Annotated in this window: 13 protein-coding genes and 1 pseudogene; 8 read left to right on the top strand and 6 right to left on the bottom strand. The window is 38.1% G+C overall.

Annotated features, from left to right (window positions below; all coding sequences use genetic code 11):
- Positions 1-90: 90 nt before the first annotated feature.
- The 5 genes from JNUCC51_RS09285 to JNUCC51_RS09265 all read right to left on the bottom strand — a co-directional run bounded on the left by JNUCC51_RS09285 (position 91) and on the right by JNUCC51_RS09265 (position 4843).
- Complete coding sequence (locus JNUCC51_RS09285) at positions 91-534, bottom strand: MarR family winged helix-turn-helix transcriptional regulator (RefSeq protein WP_049667886.1); 444 nt, start codon at positions 532-534, stop codon at positions 91-93.
- Positions 535-557: 23 nt separating this feature from the next.
- Positions 558-962: a transcriptional regulator Spx gene (gene spx / locus JNUCC51_RS09280; RefSeq protein WP_049667887.1), complete on the bottom strand. Its 405-nt coding sequence runs from the start codon at positions 960-962 to the stop codon at positions 558-560.
- 791 nt (positions 963-1753) lie between these two features.
- Entirely contained in the window at positions 1754-3319 is a 1566-nt protein-coding gene (locus JNUCC51_RS09275) for an ABC-F family ATP-binding cassette domain-containing protein (protein WP_337991745.1), read from the bottom strand.
- 98 nt (positions 3320-3417) lie between these two features.
- Positions 3418-3603: an SE1832 family protein gene (locus JNUCC51_RS09270; RefSeq protein ID WP_049667890.1), complete on the bottom strand. Its 186-nt coding sequence runs from the start codon at positions 3601-3603 to the stop codon at positions 3418-3420.
- Positions 3604-3796: 193 nt separating this feature from the next.
- Entirely contained in the window at positions 3797-4843 is a 1047-nt protein-coding gene (locus JNUCC51_RS09265) for a PseG/SpsG family protein (protein ID WP_337991744.1), read from the bottom strand.
- A gap of 261 nt (positions 4844-5104) precedes the next feature.
- Here JNUCC51_RS09265 and JNUCC51_RS09260 point away from each other — a divergent pair, with 261 nt between their 5' ends.
- The 6 genes from JNUCC51_RS09260 (at position 5105) to JNUCC51_RS09235 (ending at position 15986) form a co-directional block, all read left to right on the top strand.
- Positions 5105-5950 carry an NAD(P)H-binding protein gene (locus JNUCC51_RS09260; protein ID WP_337991743.1) on the top strand — a complete coding sequence of 282 codons (846 nt, stop codon included), beginning with the start codon at positions 5105-5107 and terminating at the stop codon, positions 5948-5950.
- Positions 5951-6773: 823 nt separating this feature from the next.
- Entirely contained in the window at positions 6774-7328 is a 555-nt protein-coding gene (locus tag JNUCC51_RS09255; RefSeq protein WP_049667893.1) for an NADPH-dependent FMN reductase, read from the top strand.
- Between the two features lie 119 nt (positions 7329-7447).
- Entirely contained in the window at positions 7448-11230 is a 3783-nt protein-coding gene (locus JNUCC51_RS09250; protein WP_337991742.1) for a DEAD/DEAH box helicase, read from the top strand.
- A gap of 1 nt (position 11231) precedes the next feature.
- Positions 11232-11990 carry a hypothetical protein gene (locus tag JNUCC51_RS09245; RefSeq protein ID WP_337991741.1) on the top strand — a complete coding sequence of 253 codons (759 nt, stop codon included), beginning with the start codon at positions 11232-11234 and terminating at the stop codon, positions 11988-11990.
- Between the two features lie 313 nt (positions 11991-12303).
- Entirely contained in the window at positions 12304-13377 is a 1074-nt protein-coding gene (locus JNUCC51_RS09240) for a glycosyltransferase family 2 protein (protein ID WP_337991740.1), read from the top strand.
- Between the two features lie 416 nt (positions 13378-13793).
- Complete coding sequence (locus JNUCC51_RS09235; protein WP_337991739.1) at positions 13794-15986, top strand: DNA topoisomerase III; 2193 nt, start codon at positions 13794-13796, stop codon at positions 15984-15986.
- Between the two features lie 116 nt (positions 15987-16102).
- Here JNUCC51_RS09235 and JNUCC51_RS09230 read toward each other — a convergent pair.
- Positions 16103-17662, bottom strand: a pseudogene (locus tag JNUCC51_RS09230) (IS1182 family transposase); the annotation flags it as partial.
- A gap of 490 nt (positions 17663-18152) precedes the next feature.
- On the opposite strand from JNUCC51_RS09230, the gene JNUCC51_RS09225 reads away from it, so the two are divergent.
- The gene (locus tag JNUCC51_RS09225) at positions 18153-19019 is read left to right on the top strand and encodes a MurR/RpiR family transcriptional regulator (RefSeq protein WP_337992209.1); all 867 of its coding nucleotides are present in this window, start codon (positions 18153-18155) and stop codon (positions 19017-19019) included.
- A gap of 5 nt (positions 19020-19024) precedes the next feature.
- Positions 19025-20140 carry a M20 peptidase aminoacylase family protein gene (locus tag JNUCC51_RS09220; RefSeq protein ID WP_337991737.1) on the top strand — a complete coding sequence of 372 codons (1116 nt, stop codon included), beginning with the start codon at positions 19025-19027 and terminating at the stop codon, positions 20138-20140.
- Positions 20141-20175 lie beyond the last annotated feature (35 nt).

The raw sequence follows: 20175 nt of genomic DNA, 5'->3' as shown, positions 1-20175 counted from the left end.
CAGGGCAGTCTTTTAACACTCGCACAAAAAGAAAAACACCGTAAAAAGTTAGATGCATGTCTAACTTTTTACGGTGTGAAAATGAAGCGTTTACTCATATCGATTAGGTTCAGCATTGAGTAATTTTGCAAAAATATCACGTAATGTTTGTACTTCATCTGCTGATAGCATACCAAACATATTTTGTATAATTGCGCTAACTTGCTGACGAGATTCTTCTAAAATATCTTCGCCATCAGTTGTAATTTTCAATTGGGATGCTCGTCGATCTGTTGCATGCTGTGTTTTTTCAATAAAGCCAGCATTAATGAGCTTACTTGTTAAAACAGTGACACCACCTGTTGTCACTTTTAACCGTTCAGCAATAGCAGAAGGGCGTTTTGGTCCCTCCTGCGATAAGTAGTCTAAAATTAAAATATGGGATTTTGAAAAGCCGAGTACATTATGATTATTCCACTCGTTTGCCCACTTACGTTCAATGGAAGATACTACTTCAAACAATGAGGTAATGGCTATTTGTTTTTCTTGATCCATATAAGGTCAACTCCAAAACTGTTTTAACTTTCTTGTGCCAATCTTGTCATCGCGTTTAACTCATATGCACGTACTTTACGTGGAATAAAACGACGGATGTCCATCTCATTGTACCCAACTTGAATTCGTTTTTCATCAATTAAGATAGGGCTACGTAACATTCTTGGGTGAGCCTGGATGATTGCAAACAACTCTTGAATAGAGAGCTGATCGATATCTACATTTAAATTTTTAAAATCATTTGAGTTAGTTGCGATAATTTCGTCTGTTCCATCTTCCGTCATGCTTAAAATTTCTTTAAATTCAGCAAGTGTTAGTGGATGTGAAGTAATACGTTTTTCTTTATATTCGATTTTGTGATCTTTTAACCATTTTAATGCTTTTCTGGATGAAGAACAGCTCGCTTGTGAATAAATTGTAACTGTCATTCTTCATTCCCCGCTTTCTTTTTTAGGATTATATTTAATATATATCTTATTAGTAAGTTAATTAGGTTATACATATATCTTACTAGTAAGCTATATATAAATCAATAGTTATTTGAAAATTTTTAAACAGAAGTGAATTTTTTTCTACACTAAGATATACGCACAAAAGAGCGAAAAGTTTCGCAAATTCAGCTTACAATGATGTAAGTTTACTCAATATTAATAATAGAAGCTCAGAGCATAAAGAGAGCTGTTCTAATATAGAGAGAAATAGTCAGATTTAAAGAAGATAGATATATTGTTAATCCACTGATTATTAATATGATTTAATGCAGATTTTTATGCATAGATAAATAAATTTTTATTTGAGGTTGAGAAGAATATTGCTTTCAAAAGCTTGGCTAGGTAGGGGAAACTGCTCAGGTAGGCCAGAGAACTGATCGGGTAGGTTGGAGAACCAATCGGGCAAGTTGGAGATCCGATCGGGTAAGTAAAGGAACTGCTCAGGTAGGTCAGAGAACTGATCGGGTAAGTAAAGGAACTGCTCAGGTAGGTCAGAAAACTGATCGGGTAATCCAGGAAACTGCTCGGGTGGGTCAGAGAACTAATCGGGTAATCCAGGAAACTGCTCGGGTAGATCGAAAAACTGCTCAGGTAGGCCAAGTAACTGCCAGGTAGGCCATAGAACCGCCAAATTAATGCTACCCAATCTCTTTTTTTAAGCACAAAAAGAGGGCAGCCCCGAGTGATCCATCAATCACAACGGTAACTGCCCATATTGATATATATTTTTAACTTTGTTGTCCTGTAGTAAACCAGTCTTGGACATTCCAAACTTTTGTTGCTAAACCTTCATAGAAATCAGGTTCATGGCTTACTAGTACGATTGTGCCTTTAAATTCTTTCATGGCACGTTTTAGCTCATCCTTTGCATCGACATCCAAGTGGTTTGTCGGTTCGTCAAATACAAGCCAGTTTGCTTCATCCATCATGAGCTTACATAAACGAACCTTTGCTTGCTCACCACCAGATAAAGAATTAAGTGGGCGAGTAATATGCTCCGTTTTTAGACCTGCACGCGCTAATGCTGCACGTACTTGTGCTTGCTCCATAGAAGGGAAGGCATTCCATACATCGTCAATTGGCGTAATTTTTTCTGCTTTTACTTCTTGTTCGAAGTAAGATGGGTAAAGATAGTCACCACGAATTACTTTTCCATCTAGCGGATTTATTTTACCTAGCATCGTTTTTAACAATGTTGATTTACCGACACCGTTCATACCAACTAGAGCAATTTTTTCTCCACGTTCAATAGCAAATGTAAGAGGAGGAAGGAGTGGCTTCTCCTTGTCGTAACCAATGACTAAGTTTTCAGCTTCTACTACATAACGACTTGAAGAACGTGCCTCTTTAAAGCCAAATTCAGGCTTTACAGCTGTTTCAGGGCGATCGATACGCTCTAAGCGGTCAAGCTGCTTGGCGCGAGATTTTGCACGGCCAGTAGTTGAGTAGCGAGCTTTATTTTTCGCGATGAAATCTTCTTGTTTTTTAATGAATTCCTGTTGTTTTTCATAGGCATCGATATGCTGGCGCTTGTTGATTTCAGCAAGCTCTAAAAACTTTTCATATGTCGCTGTATAACGAGTTAATTTTGAGAATTCTAGTTGGAAGATAACATCCACTGTTTCATTCATAAACTCTGTATCATGCGAAATTAATAAGAAAGCATGTGGATAGTTCTTTAAATAGTTTTTCAACCATGTAATATGCTCTTCATCAAGATAGTTGGTCGGCTCATCTAGTAATAATACTTTTGGTTTTTCAAGTAATAGCTTAGCTAGTAAAACCTTTGTACGTTGACCACCGGAAAGAGCAGCAACATCACGTTCTAAGCCGATTGCATCAAGACCAAGACCGCGTGCAACCTCTTCAATTTTCATATCAAGAGAATAGAAATCTCCAGCATCCAAAGCATCTTGCGCCTCGGCCATTTGCTCTAGTAAAACTTCTAATTCTTCAGGTGTTGCTTCAGCCATTTTTCCTGTAATTTCATTAAGCTCTTCTTCTTTCTTGTATAAAGGAAGAAAGGCGTCACGTAATGCATCACGCATAGTTCGACCAGCTGTCAACACAGTGTGTTGATCTAAATAACCATAATGCGTTCCTGGAAGCCATTCAACCTTCCCAGTATCGTGGATTGCTTGACCCGTAATGATACCCATTAATGTTGACTTACCAACACCGTTTGCACCTACAAGACCAATATGATCACCTTCAACTAGACGAAAAGAGACGTCTTTAAAAAGCGTGCGGTCACCGAAAGAATGACCTAAATTTTCAACTGTTAATATTGCCATATATGTTCCTCCGAAATAGCGGCTAAACTTTTTTATGACCGCTTGATAATAGTATTAATCAATTGCCTCGGCATAACTTACGTTTGGAGGCATTAAAGTTATAGTTCTGCTAATTGTTTATTTAATTCCGCTAGCGTTGCTTCCATATTTGCAAGGCGTTGCTCTGCTTTTGCTACTTGATCATTATGACCTGTAGATTCAAGCTTCTCAATGTCGCCTTGTAAATTCATATAATCCATTTTTAGCTCTCTAATTTGATATTCAATATCACTTTTTGATGGCATGATAGTTGCTCCTTTATGTGTATATTTTTTATAACGAATGCGTGTAAAAGCGATGGAGGTTTTTTTATCCCCCACCGCTTATTAGTTAATATCAATCGGGTACTTATGTTGCTTGAATTCACTTCTTATAATGAAAGATAAGCGAAAGTGAAAAATTCTTCTATATTGTATCATATCCACCTTCAAAGAATCACTAAGTAGAAGCGATATTATGTCGATCGTGAGCGAAATCTAAAAGCAATGACTGTAGTGCTTCATTGTTACTTACTAGATTGAGCTGTCGCTGTTTTTTAACAGCTCGTTCGCTTCGGGCCTCATGTAATAAAAATTCCATGACAGCGTTTTGAATTTGTGATTGCTTCATTTTGCGACCTAGTCCAAGGTGAATAAAGCCGTTCTGTTCGCGAGGGAAGGCATGTAGTAGCTCAGCCTCAGTTTGTGCAAGAGTAATACAAGGTACACCATAAGAGGCGATTTTATAAGGTGTATAGTTAGCATTACAAATAATAACATCTGCTTTTGGTAATAGTTTTAGGAGTGCGTTTTTATCACGAAGAATGGCAGTGTTACGACGACTAAGCACCATCATTTGCAAATCATCTGTTGCGTGTCGATAGCTATCATCAATCATAACTGTAATTTGTAGTGGGATTTGTAGCTGCGTTAAGTGTCGAAGAGTACGGTAGGTTAAGTTATGCTCGTCCCCATCCTCAAAAGCAACAACGATATGAGGTGGGTTTTCAGGTATTTTACTGTCTGGTCTATCATCAAAATTTTGAAAAGCTTGTGGTAATGCGAAGTTGAAACTACCACCAATATAATGAGATGGTAAATAATCTTTAACTTCTTGATAGAGTGCTAGCAATACACAGTCACAGGCTTGGCCACCCTCACCCAAATCATCAAAATGAATAATTGTTTTGCAGAATGGTCGTAAATTTTGTACTTGCCAGCTTTCTGAGTTACGGCCATCTCTTACAATTAAATCAGGCTGAATACCTTTCATTTGCTTAGGTAGCTCATCGAAATGTTCAAATAAGATTGGCGAGAGGTTTTCATTCATTAAAATTTGAATCCCATCATTTGAAGGGGTTTTTACAAATATGAAAACTTGTTCATTTGTAAGTAGCTTTGCCAGCGTTGCAACCCGTTCAAAAGGATACAGCCCTTTATCAATACAGCTTTCAATAATGAAAACAATCGTCTTTTTTAGTTCCATTGCTTGAGTTTCGTTTTGCAAATGTATCCCATCCTTTCATCCGTCTATTTAAACTATGGTGAATGATGGGCAAGTATGTGTAAAAAATAGGATTATTAAATCAATTTAACCGTGGAATAATTGATAAAAACCTAAAATTAAATGAGTAAGAGCTCTTTCTTTGACCGATAAATAAAGTAGAGTTTGCAAGAAGATACATAGGGTTTTTGCAGTTTTTCAGCAAAACTTTTGTTCCGGCACTGTGACCTCTGGAGCAAATAAGCATAGAAGGGGGTACAACCAATGGGAATGCGCGCAGCGATTGTTGTAGGGGCTACTGGATTAACAGGTACCTCTCTTGTAGAACAATTATGTGAAAATGATGAATATGTTTCAGTTACGGTTATTGCACGAAGAGCACCGGCATATACACATCCAAAGCTAGAGGTGAAAATCCGTAATTTTGATACTTTAGAGGAAAAAGATATCGAATTTGCACATGAGCTTTATTGTTGTTTAGGAACAACGATTAAAAAGGCAGGATCTCGTGAGGAATTTGAGAAAGTTGATTTTGAATATCCGCTAACGATTGCCTCATTAGCTAAAAAACGAGGAATCGCACATATGCTGGTCATTACAGCAATGGGAGCAAATGAAAGTTCTCCATTTTACTATAATCGAGTGAAAGGAAAGCTTGAACATGACCTTATGGAGCTAGGCTTACAGAGACTTTCAATTATTCGCCCATCTTTACTTGTTGGGGAGAGAGAGGAATTTCGCCTAGGTGAAAAGGCGGGAGAGAAAGTTTTAAAGCTAGTAAAGCCGTTATTAGTTGGACCATTAAAGCGTTCAAGAGCTATAGAAGCTTCCCAGGTTGCGAAGGCGATGATAGTTATTGCGCTGGACGGCAATAAACAGCCAGTTACAATTTATCAATCTCAGGAATTGGCTAAGTTAGATTTCCCTGAAAAGCAGTATGGGAATGTTTCAAGGGAGCAATTATTTAATTGGGATAAGCGCAGGTTATCTGGTTTTGGCGATGAAGGCGATAAAGTAAATCGTGAAGTCGTGATTAATCGAGATAAATATAAAATAGAGGAAACCGTTGTTGATAAAGAAGTAAAATTCCAACGTCGTGAGGATAAATAAAGGTCCATCACTGAAATTAGGAATTATCTTTAATCAATTATGCCTTTGCATGATTCCATGACACCCACCAGAGACTTTAGGCCAACAGTTGTTTTTTGTACGATACTAGCATTCATCTCACCACCTATAAAGATGGGAGACTTCTGTACCTGTCGCTAGGCTTTCGGTACAATAGACATTTATAGCTGAAGGTTTGCTTTCGCTACAAAAAGTAATTGTAACTGCTTTTTCACTTAAGTTACATAAAACACTTTCTAAAAGAAGTTAAATGTATTTAATGCAGATAAGTTGATTGGAGTGGAGGCTGGGCGACTCCTTGGGGATCAGCGATAGAGGAACGAAGGCTAAAACCATCACATCCTGTGATAACGCCTTCGTGACCAACATCGTGTTGGCCCGAGACCCTGCAGCGAAGCGGATGTTTTCTGTGCGAAAGCGTAGTGCTAACGCAGCGGCATCAACAAAAGCGGCTCATCGGACGCCCCCAGGAAGCTCTGCTCTGCGCGAAAGCGAAGCGTCAGCGGCAAATGTTTTCTGTAGCGAAAGCAAAGCGACAGCTACAAATGTTTTATCTGTGCGAAAGCGAAGCGACAGCACAAAGCGCCCAGCCGGAACGGAAATCAACAACTCCACGTTATAAGTCGAATATTATTTTAATAACAAGTAATCCACATGCCAAAGTTTTTTCTAAAGCAAAATTTACTGTGTAGACTCCGTTCCGCCTAAAGACTGAATTTATAGTTTTAGCCACTACAATTCTTTCCGTGCCTCTTTTCATTTGTTACAATATTATTGTAGAAATGAATGTGGAGGCAAAGTGAAAATGAAAATTTTACTCGTTGATGGCACGATGTTTGGTCGTAAAACTGGTGCTATTTTAGAGCAAGTGGAGCAATATATTAAAGAATTAGATGCAAGTTTCGAGTTAGAAATTATGCATTTTAGTCAATATAAGCATCAAATTGTAGACGGTTCACCGTTAAATGATGACATGAAGGAAATGATTCAAAAGTTCGAGGAAGCGGATGCGTATATTATCGCTACACCGATCTTCCAAGCATCAATTCCAGGCGTTTTAAAAAATGCATTTGACTTCTTGCATCCGAAAACAATGCGTTATAAGCCAGTATCGATCGTGGCAAATGGTGGTACGTATCAGCACCATTTAGTAGTAGAAAATCAGTTGAAACCAATTTTAGACTACTTCCGTGCACTTGTAACTCCGAACTATGTATACACACACACATCTCACTTTGATGCAGATAATAATATTGTCGACGAAGATGTTCATAATCGTTTACGTGAATTGGCTCGTGTTTTTGTGCAGTATTGTGAAATGAGCAAAACATTGCCGAAAGAACCGATTGATCAACATTAAAATAAAATTCATCCCTTGTGCAGTGGAAGGAAATCACTGTGCAGGGGATTTTTCTTTTCAAGAATCCTTTTACGATGTGATAAAATAGAATTTTAGTGAAACGGAAGGGAGGGCTGCTCATGCAGGACATCGCTATACTAGAAAAACAACGCTGTAGTCTAATATTGACTAATAAGGCGAAGGAAGCGGTAGAGGAATGCTCAGCAAATGAGCATGCCTTTTTTGCCTTACAAAATACATTTACCGTCTATATCGAAAAGCGCAAAGCAAAAACAGTTGGTGAAACATTTTTATCGATTTATTTTAATGCGGAGCAAAATGAAAAGTTAACCGACGTCCTTGCTGAGAAAACAGCCATTATGGATTGTGTGCTAAAGGTTGAAGGATTGCTAGCTACAAATATTCGTTTTGTACATATGCGAGGTCCAATCAATACAAACCGACGCTTACCAGCAGCATTACACTTTGTTACAAGACCTAACAATGGAGCAGGGATTCCACTCGATCTTCATAAAAAAATAAGAGAGCTACCGATAGCTGAAGAGCGCACAGAATATGTGAAAAAGCGTATCTCGAGCTGGGAAGGCTATTTAAAAATTCAAGAACGCGATGCGACCGTAGATGATATTCATACAGAGTTTAAGCAAAGCTATTTTAATGAAGATTTTACTAGGCTGACAATTGTCTGCCCTTATATAAAATCGAAGGAATGGAAGAAGCTTGAAGGGTTAAGTGTGAACATTCAAGGGGTACGCGGTGAAATTGGACAAGTTTTAAAGGCTAATGCAGGAAAGCAGACAATAGAAATTGACTTAAAACCTTTTGTGCAGGATTTAGCACGTAAAGATCAACTTAACCTTCGCTCAAAGCAAGCGAGCTTTAGTAATTTTGCGACATTGAGTCAAATTAGACGTTTACGCAATGGTTTTACAAAGCTTGAAAAAGGCGAGGCAGTTAACCCTAATTTAGAGACAATATTATTTGAAAAACGTCCAACTGTCCGAACAGCAAAGCTTCGAGAGGATATTGTTTTTCACAATAATTTAAACGAATATCAAAGGCGGGCTGTTTTAGGAGCATTGTCTGTTGAAGACTTGTATGTAATTCAAGGACCTCCTGGCACAGGGAAGACAACCGTTATTTCTGAAATTTGTCAGCAAAATGTCAAGGCTGGCTTAAAAACACTCGTAGCTTCGCAATCAAATTTAGCCGTGGATAATGCTTTAGGACGACTTCTTTCCAATCAAGAAATTCGAATTTTACGCTACGGTAGAACAGAAAGCATTGAAGAAGAGGGTAAAAAGTTTATTGAGGAAAATGTTGCGCTTCACTGGCGTGAGCAAACTCTCGCAGCGATCGAAGAGGAAATTACAGCCTTTACAGAACGTGAACAAGAACTAAAATCAAGTATTAGCAAGGCTGAAGAAGAGCTAGAAAAGCTTGAGGCATGGCTTGAGGAGTTAACAAAGGAAATAGCTGCAAAAGAACAGGCAGCTATTGACGAGCCAATTTTACAGCAGGAAATACAAGCGTTAAAGAAAGAATTAAAGGCTGCAAAAGCTGAGCAGCAGGAGAGCGAAGCACATAAAGGGCATTACGAAAAACAGCTGGCGCAAATCGAGCCTGCTGTAAAGTCGCTTGAGCAAACACTTGCTGAAAGCCCATCTATCGAGCAGCTAAAGCTTACTATAGAAGAAACTACCCAAAAAATTGAGCAATTGGAAGCGGCTGCTCAATATAAAGAGCTACAAGAGCAAAAGCAGCATCTAGAAATGCAGTTCAAAGATATCCAATCGAAATATGAAGAGGAAAATAATCGTCTTCGATTAATGAAGGAAGCCGAACAATATGTCAGTAATTTAACGTCCTATGAGCGAATCCAACGATTTTTACAACATTATCAAATTCGCCCATCCTATGTGCTGTCACAGCAGATTAGTCGTTTGCAGCATTTAGAGGATGCCAAAGATTTAGAGGCATGGGCTACCATCAATTCACGTTTACAAAAAGCTATCGCAAAGCTTGAGTCGTTGGTATCTTATGAAGAAAAAGAACGTGCCCTTGCTAAAAGTAGAGTGCAGTCAGTTCAATCGTTTTCGTTGCAAAATCTAACAGGTGTTTTTGCCCAGCTCAATACAGCCTTTCAAGATGATCAAACGCCACCTACCGAGCAAATTGAGAGTTTCTTGCTCGGATTATATATGCGTCGTGATTTTGTCTGGCAAAAAGGTGTAGCTCTCAAACAACAACAAGATCATAAAGATCAAGAGTTTGAGTCCTTGCGTAAAGGTATTGGTGGTTTATTACATCAAGAGTGTGCGATTACAAGCTTCGACGTTCAAAGCTTACAGCGACAATTGCAGCCATTTTTACAGCATACAGAACGACTTCAGCAGCTAGCTGAGACATTCCAAATTGATGCTGAGCCAGAAGAGTCTGTAGAGCATTTAAAAATGCTTGTATCACAATCGAAATCTTCTCTTCAAACAGCACGTCAACAGCTTGAGGCAGTACAGCATGCAAATACACAACTCCTACCAAAGAGAGCAGCACTTCAAACAGCGCAGACTAGCTTACAAGAGATTGAACAACAGCTATCACAATTAGATGAAAATATTAAAGAAATTAATATAACTGGATTAAAGAAGGAGAAGCAGCTCACAGCTTGTACAAAGCTTCTTCAATCAACACCGGAGCGCACTTACGAGGAAGTAGAGGAAGCAATTGCATCCTCGAAGACAGCAATTTTGGAATTACAGCGTAAGGAACAGCAGCTACCTCTTCGAAAAAAATTACAAGAGCAATGGCGTGACAAGCTGCAAAATGCTACTGAATATGATTTAGATGAAATTCGTAAATTATATGTGCGTCATGCGAATGTTATCGGTACAACATGTGTCGCTTCAGCAAGTAAAGAATTTATGGAAAACTACCCGACGTTTGATGTTGTCATTATTGATGAAGTATCAAAGGCAACACCACCAGAGCTATTATTACCAATGCTTAAGGGTAAAAAAGTTATTTTAGTAGGCGATCATCATCAGCTACCTCCACTACTTGGAGACGATACGTTGGAGGAAACGTTAAAAGCAATGCTCGATGAAAATCCAAACTTTGACGGCGCGCAAGAATTAAAAAATTTACTGCGTGAATCTCTGTTTGAGCGTTTATTTAATAATTTGCCGCAAACACATAAGCAAATGCTTGCATTGCAATACCGAATGCATGAGAAAATTATGCACAGTATTACACCGTTTTACGCGAAAGAGGAAAATGGTCTGCAATGTGGTTTACCTGATTCAGATGCAGCACGAGACCATTGTCTAGAAGGACAATTTGTGAATCGTGATGATCATTTGCTATGGGTTGATATACCAACCGAAAAACCTTATTTAGAGGAGCAGGTAAAGGGCGGAACAAGTCGTTACAATGAGGGTGAATTACAAACAATTCGACGCATTTTAATAGATATGAATAAGGCTGTTATTGAAGCTAAAGCAGCGGGACGCATACCTCAGGATGCACAAAAAAGTGTTGGGGTTATAAGCTTCTACGGGGAGCAGGTAAAGAAAATTAATCGCCTTCTGCAACAGGAATTACAGCTACCACATCTTCAATTTAGAACCGGGACAGTCGATAAGTTCCAAGGTATGGAGATGGACGTCATATTAGTTAGTATGGTACGTAATACGCCTAAAGGGGGAGACGTTGGCTTTGCAAGAGATTATCGCCGCTTAAACGTTGCCTTATCTCGTGCACGAGAGCTATTACTACTTGTCGGAAGTGCTGAGATGTTTGCCAAACGGGCGAAGCATCCAGATACACGAGAGATGTACAGCAATCTGTTAGAGACAGTGAAATCCTATAACGGCTTGCGTAATCATGAAGGACAGGTGATGTAGATTGTCAAAATTACAGCAGCGCTTAATGCGAGAAATTCAGCAAAATCGGAATGTTAAAATCGTCAAAACCGATGAATGGAGCATCCCGATTCGAACGGTAGAAGTGACCTATGAGCCAGTTCGTCGTTCTACTATGGATGTCCTGATGACAATGCTGTTAATGAGTATACAGGAAGCGGATTTTGCAAACGCTCAGGAATTAAGTGAGTTATTGCTAGTCGACCCTTTATTTATTGAGGATCTAGTATCTTTAATGTCTCGAGTAAGTCTTATTGAGCAAACGGATGGCTTTTATAGACTAACATCTAAGGGACAGCAGCAACTGGAACGTGGCATCTTTGAAGAGGAGCTAGATGTAGAAATGTCCAACCTTTACTATAGTCCATGCCATCTTGCATTTCTTGCTGTTGACGAGGACAATATTGAAGAATACGACGATCTACCAGAGCTCTATCGCTATGTGGATGAAGAGGCGGAGAAGCAGGAGGATTTCGAAGAAGCACTGTTAATAGAAGCGTTACAGCAAGAGGATGAAGAAAAAGCTGGAGTTGGGGCATCTCAAAAATTAATTTCAAAAATTGTTCAAACAGACGCTAAACAAATTAATGATATCCCATGCTTTGAATTTGTCCTTCACGATAAAGAACAAGATATTTTGTTCGTTCGTATATGGAATGCGCTCTTAAATCAATGGGATTTGCACCTAGAACAACAGCTTACAGAAAAAGAACAACTACAATGGCGTGAACAATACTTATAAGAAAGAAACGAACGTGTGCAGCGTTCGTTTTTTTGTGCTTTTTGAGGTGTTTGTCGATAAAACACAAAAGTTGGGTGATAAATACAAAAAGTTAGGTGATAAATTATAAAAGTTGGGTGATAAATACAAAAAGTTAGGTGATAAATTATAAAAGTTGGGTGATAAATTCAAAAAGTTAGGTGATAAATTCAAAAAGTTGAGTGATAAATTCAAAAAGTTGAGTGATAAATTCAAAAAGTAAGGCAATAAAATGGTAAAAGACCTCGATAAATTTATAAGCTTGCATATATTATTACAAAAAAGGAGGGGACTGATGTTTACGATTAGTTTATGTATGATTGTCAAAAATGAAGAATGTATTATAGAAAGATGCCTAGACTCCGTTCAACATTTAGTGGATGAAATCAATATTATTGATACAGGCTCAACTGATCGTACAAAAGATATCGTCCGAAACTATACCTCTCGAATTTTCGACTTTACCTGGTGTGATGACTTTGCCAAAGCTCGTAACTTTTCCTTTCAGCAAGCAACGAAAGATTTTATTTTATGGCTCGATGCAGATGATGTGATCACAACAGAACATCAGCAAAAGTTCCTACAACTTAAACAATCGCTTTTTTATCCTAATGTCGATGCTGTTTCAATGGATTATTATTTAACGCTGGATGCTGATGGCTGTGTAGAATCAAGTGAAAAAAGATTTCGTCTCGTAAAACGTGAACGTAATTTTCAGTGGCGGGGTGCCGTCCATGAGTATTTAGATATAACAGGCCAGCTCTATCATAGCGATATAGCAGTTACACATTTGCCAAGAAAAAGTGATATTCATCGCAATATTAATATTTATGAGCGTTTGAAGAAAGAAGGGCACCCATTTTCAGCTAGAGAAACATTTCATTACGCAAATGAGCTAAAGATTCAACAGCGATTTTTAGAAGCAATCAATCAATATAATATTTTTCTAGATTCCACAAAAGGCACTGATGATGAGAATATTCAAGCTTGCTTAAATTTAGCGGATTGCTACCAACAGCTACACGATGCTAAACAAGCAACACAAGCTATTTTACAATCATTATTATATGATCGACCAAGACCAGAAACATGCTGTCGAATCGGTCATTTTTTTATGGAGCAAATGAAAAATAGAGAGGCTATATACTGGTATTCACAAGCATTACAGCAACCTATAGAGCAGACAATGGCTGTTCACAAGCATGCATACTCCACATGGCTTCCGCATTTACAGTTAAGTTTGCTATATAATCGCTTACGTCTCTATGAAAATGCATACCAGCATAATGAAGTAGCAAGAAAATTTAAGCCAAAAGATCAGCGCATACTAGATAACCGAAAACACTTGTTAAGTCAGTTAAAGAAGTAAGATTGTCATGGGAAGGGAACATCAATAAAATTTATATATATACCGTAACCAATTAACACCGATACAAAAACAATAATTGTCATACAAATCACATTCCGCGGTCTGAAAGTTCGAGCATCCATTAATTCATCCCCTTTCGAATTTGTGAACATTCTGTTAACTCAACATATGTTTTGAGAGTTTGAGTATGCAGTTCATCGTAAACATTTTTTGAAACATAGAAAAGAAGAGCAAATTCACGCTAATTGTGAATTTGCTCTTTACATTAGTTGTCTACCTGATCAGATTTCATCACTACCTAATCATTTCTCTGCCAATGACTATTATGAAGACTAAGTAGATGGCTCTAAATAATTTCTGCCCCGAACTTATGGTATATTAGACAGTACATAGTTAGTAAAGGAGTACGAAAATATATGGTTAAAAGTGTAGTTATTGCTGAAAAACCTTCAGTTGCACGTGATATAGCAAATGTTTTGAAATGTAATAAAAAAGGAAACGGATTTTTAGAAGGTGACAAATATATAGTTACTTGGGCATTAGGTCATTTAGTGACATTAGCTGATCCAGAAGCCTACGATAATAAATATAAAACATGGAATTTAGAAGACCTTCCAATGTTGCCAGAACGAATGAAGCTAGTCGTGATGAAGCAAACAGGTAAGCAATATAATGCAGTCAAATCACAGTTAACTCGTAATGATGTCAATGAAATCATTGTGGCTACTGATGCTGGGCGTGAAGGGGAATTAGTTGCTCGATGGATTATTGATAAAGCTAATGTGAAAAAGCCAATTAAACGTTTATGGATTTCATCTGTTACAGATAAAGCGATCAAAGAAGGGTTTGCTAATTTAAAACCGGGGAAAAACTACGATAATTTATATGCTGCTGCGGTTGCTCGTTCTGAAGCGGATTGGTATATCGGATTAAACGCGACACGAGCATTAACGACAAGATTTAATGCACAGCTGAACTGTGGCCGTGTTCAAACTCCAACTGTTGCGATTATTGCTGCACGCGAAGATGAAATTAAAAACTTCAAGCCACAAACGTATTACGGTATTGAAGCACAAACAGATTCATTAAAGCTTACATGGCAAGATGCAAATGGTAATTCACGTAGCTTCAATAAAGAAAAAATTGACGCTATTGTTAAAGCACTAGGCAATCAAGATGCAAAAATTGCTTCAGTTGATCGCAAGCCTAAAAAATCATTTGCCCCAGGTCTTTATGATCTAACGGAATTACAGCGAGATGCCAATAAATTATTTGGTTATTCTGCAAAAGAAACATTAAATATTATGCAAAAGCTATATGAATCTCATAAAGTGCTGACGTACCCTCGTACAGATTCTCGCTACTTATCATCTGATATTGTCGGCACATTACCTGAGCGTCTAAAAGCATGTGGTATCGGTGAATATCGTACATTCGCGAATAAAATTTTAACAAAGCCGATTAAAGCGAATAAATCCTTTGTAGATGACAGTAAAGTATCTGATCACCATGCCATTATTCCAACTGAGGGCTATGTGAACTTTTCTGCATTCAATGATAAAGAGCGTAAAATATATGATTTAGTAGTAAAACGATTTTTAGCTGTATTATTTCCAGCACAAGAATACGAGCAATTAACAGTACAAGCACAAATTGGTAATGAGAAATTTATTGCCAAAGGGAAAACAGTCACTATTGCTGGTTGGAAAGAAGTATATCAAAATCGTTTTGATGATGAAGAATCAACAGATGATGTCAAAGAGCAACTGCTTCCTCGTTTAGAACAAGGACAAGTGTTAAAAACAAAGCTAATTGCCCAAACATGTGGTCAAACAAAGCCACCAGCACGTTTTACAGAGGCAACATTACTATCAGCTATGGAAAATCCTACGAAGTATATGGAAACGAACGACAAGAAGCTTGTTGATACGTTGAAATCAACAGGCGGGTTAGGGACAGTTGCAACACGAGCAGATATTATTGAGAAGCTCTTTAATTCATTCTTAATCGAAAAACGTGGCGGCAAAGAAATTTACATTACATCTAAAGGTCGTCAATTACTTGACTTAGTGCCTGAAGAATTACGTTCTCCTGCAACAACAGCCGAGTGGGAGCAAAAGCTTGAGTTAATTTCAAAAGGTAAGTTGAAAAAAGACGTGTTCATCAATGAAATGAAACAGCACACGAAAGAAATAGTCGCTGAAATTAAAGCAAGTGATAAAAAATATAAGCATGACAATATCTCAACAAAATCATGTCCTGATTGCGGCAAGCCAATGCTTGAAGTCAACGGTAAAAAAGGTAAAATGCTTGTCTGCCAAGACCGTGATTGTGGACATCGTAAAAACGTATCACGCGTCACAAACGCACGTTGCCCACAATGTAAGAAAAAGCTAGAACTTCGTGGTGAAGGTGATGGCCAAATCTTCGTATGTAAATGTGGCTATCGTGAGAAGTTATCTGCATTTGAAGCCCGTCGTAAAAAAGAAGGCGGTGGCAAAGTAGATAAGCGTAGTGTACAAAAATACATGAAACAGCAAGAAAAAGAAGCAGAACCGCTTAATAATGCGTTTGCGGATCTACTAAAAGGATTTAATATAGATAAATAATTTTTTAAATGAGGCTGGGACATAACTAGCTTCATTAGTGAGAAATCCGAATTTGAGTTCATTCAAATTCGGATTTCTCTATTTTTTATGTTGTCTCCATATAGCTATTAGCTAATGGCTGTGAATTTTCTTAAATTCACGGCCATTAATGCGAGGCCCATCTCGTTTTCAACCTTCGATTTTCCTCTCACAGAAAATCGAGTGAAACGCAAATTAGCCTTCAAGAATCCAAAAACTGGTTCCACGTCAATTTTGCGTTGACGATAAATGGTACTCGTTTTTTCTTCTGAAAGCTTTACTCTTACATATTCTTTTTGTTGCTCCCACTTCTCATTCACGATTAACTTACGATTATTTCCCTCTTTTGCTTTCGTACATAACGAACGTAGGGGGCATCCGGAACAGTCCTCACATTCGTATATCTTAAATTCACGCGTGAAATCATACTTATCCGTTTTAGTGGAACGATATTTAAATACAAGCTGTTGTTGGTTTGGGCAAGTGTATCGACCATGTTCTTTATCATAATCCCAGTTCTCTGTATTGAATTCGTTTTGCTTATGCTTTTTCTTCTGTTCTTTTACATACATGTTATACGTGATTAAGGCTTCTCGCTTACGGTTCGAAAGGATATCATCATAATTTTGTTCACTGCCATATCCAGCATCTGCGACGATGTGTTTTGGTAACTTAAAATAATGTTGTTCGATTTCATCTAAAAATGGGATTAATGTACGTGTATCTGTTGGGTTCGGAAAAATGCTGTAGGCAAGCGCATACTGACCTTCTGTTGCCACTTGTATGTTATAACCTGCCTTCAATTGACCATTTTTCATATAGTCATCTTTCATACGCATAAATGTTGCATCCGGGTCTGTTTTCGAATAACTATTTCGTTCGTCAAAGATTTCGAAGTCTCTTTGATACTTTAGTTTGCGTTCAATATAGTCGATCAATTGTTTGCGAGCCTGCTTTGGGAATTTCCGTTCCGTTCTTAAAGCCTTTCGCTCTGCTACATCCGATGACTCTTCAATTTTTCGATCATATTCAGAAATCACTTCATCAACTTTTTCGACCATTTGAGCGAGGTCTTCCAATGCTAATTCCTTTTCATTTTCCCGTTCAATTTCTGGCATGATTTCTTTTTCAAGCAGCTCATCGTATAGCTGGTTTGACTTTTCAATTAGTCCGTTATGATATTTCTCAACCGACTTTTTCCACACGAATGTAAATTTGTTCGCATTTGCTTCAATCTTTGTTCCATCAATAAAAATAGCTTCCTGATCAATTAATTCTCCCTGTACCAGTTGGCAGCGGAATTGAACGAAGCATTGACGAATCAACTCTTTTACTTCTGGTTGGACACGGAATCGGTTGATTGTGCGGTAGGTTGGTTCATGCCCTTGAGCTAACCACATCATCCGAAGACTATCTTTTAAAAGCGCTTCAATTTTGCGCCCTGAGAAGACAGATTGCGTGTAGGCACATAAGATAATTTTAAGCATCATGCGTGGATGGTAGGCAGGACAGCCCTCATTTCGAAGGAATGGTTCAAACGCTTCGGGCGGGATACTTTCGACTAAATGGTGGACATGGAAGGCAATATCATTCTTTTGTAACTTCACTTCAAAATCTAAAGGCAAAACTAATTGATTCATGTTATAATCTTTAAACATAAGGATCCTTCTTTCTGTATAATTTTGTTATGGTGACTTAATTTTATCAGAAGTGGTCCTTATTTTTTATGAAAAAAATTTAAAGCCGGTGAAATTTTACTGATCGTAAAATTTCACCGGCTTTTTAGTTTAGAGATGGGTTTTGTCCCAGCCTCATTTTTGGGTTTACTAGATAAATGAGCACCATATTGTGGCATCGTGCGATTCGGATTATGAAATGAAGACATAGAATCTATAGTGGCAGTTGAGGATAACATTTTATTCATTCTTATGCTATTTGAATATGATTGGAATAGAGACTGAACGCCCCCAGGAAAACGCTCATCAAAACAGAAATCAACACCACTTCGCTAAACAATCTTTATTTTTTGGATATAAACAGAAATTTCAGAAAATATATTGAATTGCGAAAGTAATTATGCTACTGTATGTAACATGGAAATGAAGTTTAAGCTTCAAAAAAATAAAATAAGAAGGATGTACTTCTTTGATGGATAATCAAACAATTCAACAAGTCATTCAACATAACTATCAGGAGCTTTCAAAGAGTCAGCAAAAGGTAGCGATCTTCATTCTCAAAAATTTGCAGACTGTCGGCGTTCATTCAGCTGCATATGTGGGGGAGAAGGCAGGGGTAAGTGAAACGACCGTTATCCGCTTTTGCTACGCTATAGGATTATCAGGTTATGCTGAACTGCAGCGGGAAATTACGATGCAGCTATTCAATGAAGGTAATGCTAGTAGCTTGCACAATTATTTGCAATCAAAGCAGGTACTTTTCGAGACCCCACGTTTTTATGAAAAGACGATGGAAAAGGATGCATCGAGTATTTTAAACATTGCTAAGAACATTAACGAGGGAGATTTTAATCGTGCTTCACTACTTCTGCATACGAAGAAAAAAATCTATATTGTTGGAAATGGGTCTTCCCATTTAGCTGCGCAATGGTTGTATTTTACGTTAAATATGCTACGTCCTAACGTAGTGCTTTTAGATTTTGAAACTAGTGAAATCATTAGAGCTTTACAAGAAATTGATGAGGATAGTGTGGTCATTATTTTATCGTTCCATCGTTATTTTAAAGAACCGATACAATTTGCAGCAGAAATTCAAGAAAAAAATTGCGAGATTATTGGTATTACAGATTCTAAAATTGCACCTATCACGCAATATGCGACGATTACCTTTGTGAATGAACAACAGGAAATGTCTACGATTGATGCAATGCCAGCACTAATTTCATTTTTAAATACACTAATTGCAGGTATGACTGCACAAGATCACGACTATTATGAAAATCAACGCGTAAAATATGATGATTTCCAAAATAGCTTTTTAGCAAATCGATGGAGTTGAATACAATGAATCAAGTTTTACAAAACTTACAGCCTAGATTGGCTGATATTTTTACACATTTACATGAGCATCCGGAAATTAGCTGGCAGGAAAAGAAGACAACGCAATACATCGCCAATCTATTGAAGGAGGCACAAATGGAGCCTCAGTTGTTCGAGGATATGACGGGACTGTATGTAGATATTGGGGAAGGTATACCGAGAGTCGGATTTCGTACGGATATTGATGCACTATGGCAAGAAGTTGATGGTAAATTTCAAGCTAATCATTCTTGCGGTCATGATGGTCATATGACGATGGCTATTGGGACGGCACTAGTGTTAAAGGATATGGAGCATTTACTCCCCGGGGCAGTACGTATTCTTTTTCAGCCTGCTGAAGAAAAGGCACAGGGCGCTCGCGCATTCGTTGAGAAGGGGCTTATTGATAATCTAGAATACTTATTTGGTGTCCATGTTCGTCCGTTAAAAGAATTACAGGATGGAACGTATGCCCCAGCATTGTACCACGGTGCTGCAAAGCTTTTTACTGGGACAATTCTTGGGGAAGAAGCACATGGCGCACGACCTGAACTCGCCATTAATGCAATTGAGGTAGGGGCAGCAATTGTCGAAGGTTTACAAAAAATTTGGACAGATCCTAATGTATCTGCATCAATCAAAATGACGCAATTTAATGCAGGAGGAACCTCTACGAATATTATTCCGGGGAAAGCAACATTTAGTATTGATGCACGAGCTCAAACAAATGAAGTAATGCAAGCCATCACAGAAGGACTGGAACGTGTAAAGGTATCGGTAGAAGCGATGTACGGTGCGAAAATTTCATTGCAAGTTGATGCACATATTGTTGCAGCATTAGTGAATGATGAGGCATTACAACATATGAATTCAGCTATTGTTGATGTAGTAGGCGAAAAAGCATGCGCTTCACCAGTCGTCACTCCTGGAGGAGAAGATTTTCATTTTTATCCGTATGAGCGTCCGAACCTTAAAGCAACAATGCTTGGCTTAGGTTGCGGTGTAACGCCAGGATTACATCATCCGAAAATGACCTTTAATCGAGAGCGGCTTTTTACCGGTGTAAACATTATTACGAGAGCTATTTTAAGAGCTTTATAGACTCTAGTCGTTATTACGAGATAAAGAATAGAAAG

Origin of the sequence: Lysinibacillus sp. JNUCC 51 (assembly GCF_015999525.1) — a bacterium.
Lineage (GTDB): Bacteria > Bacillota > Bacilli > Bacillales_A > Planococcaceae > Lysinibacillus > Lysinibacillus xylanilyticus.
Note: the sequence above shows the minus strand (reverse complement) of the source record. Positions and strands in the feature narration are given on the sequence as shown.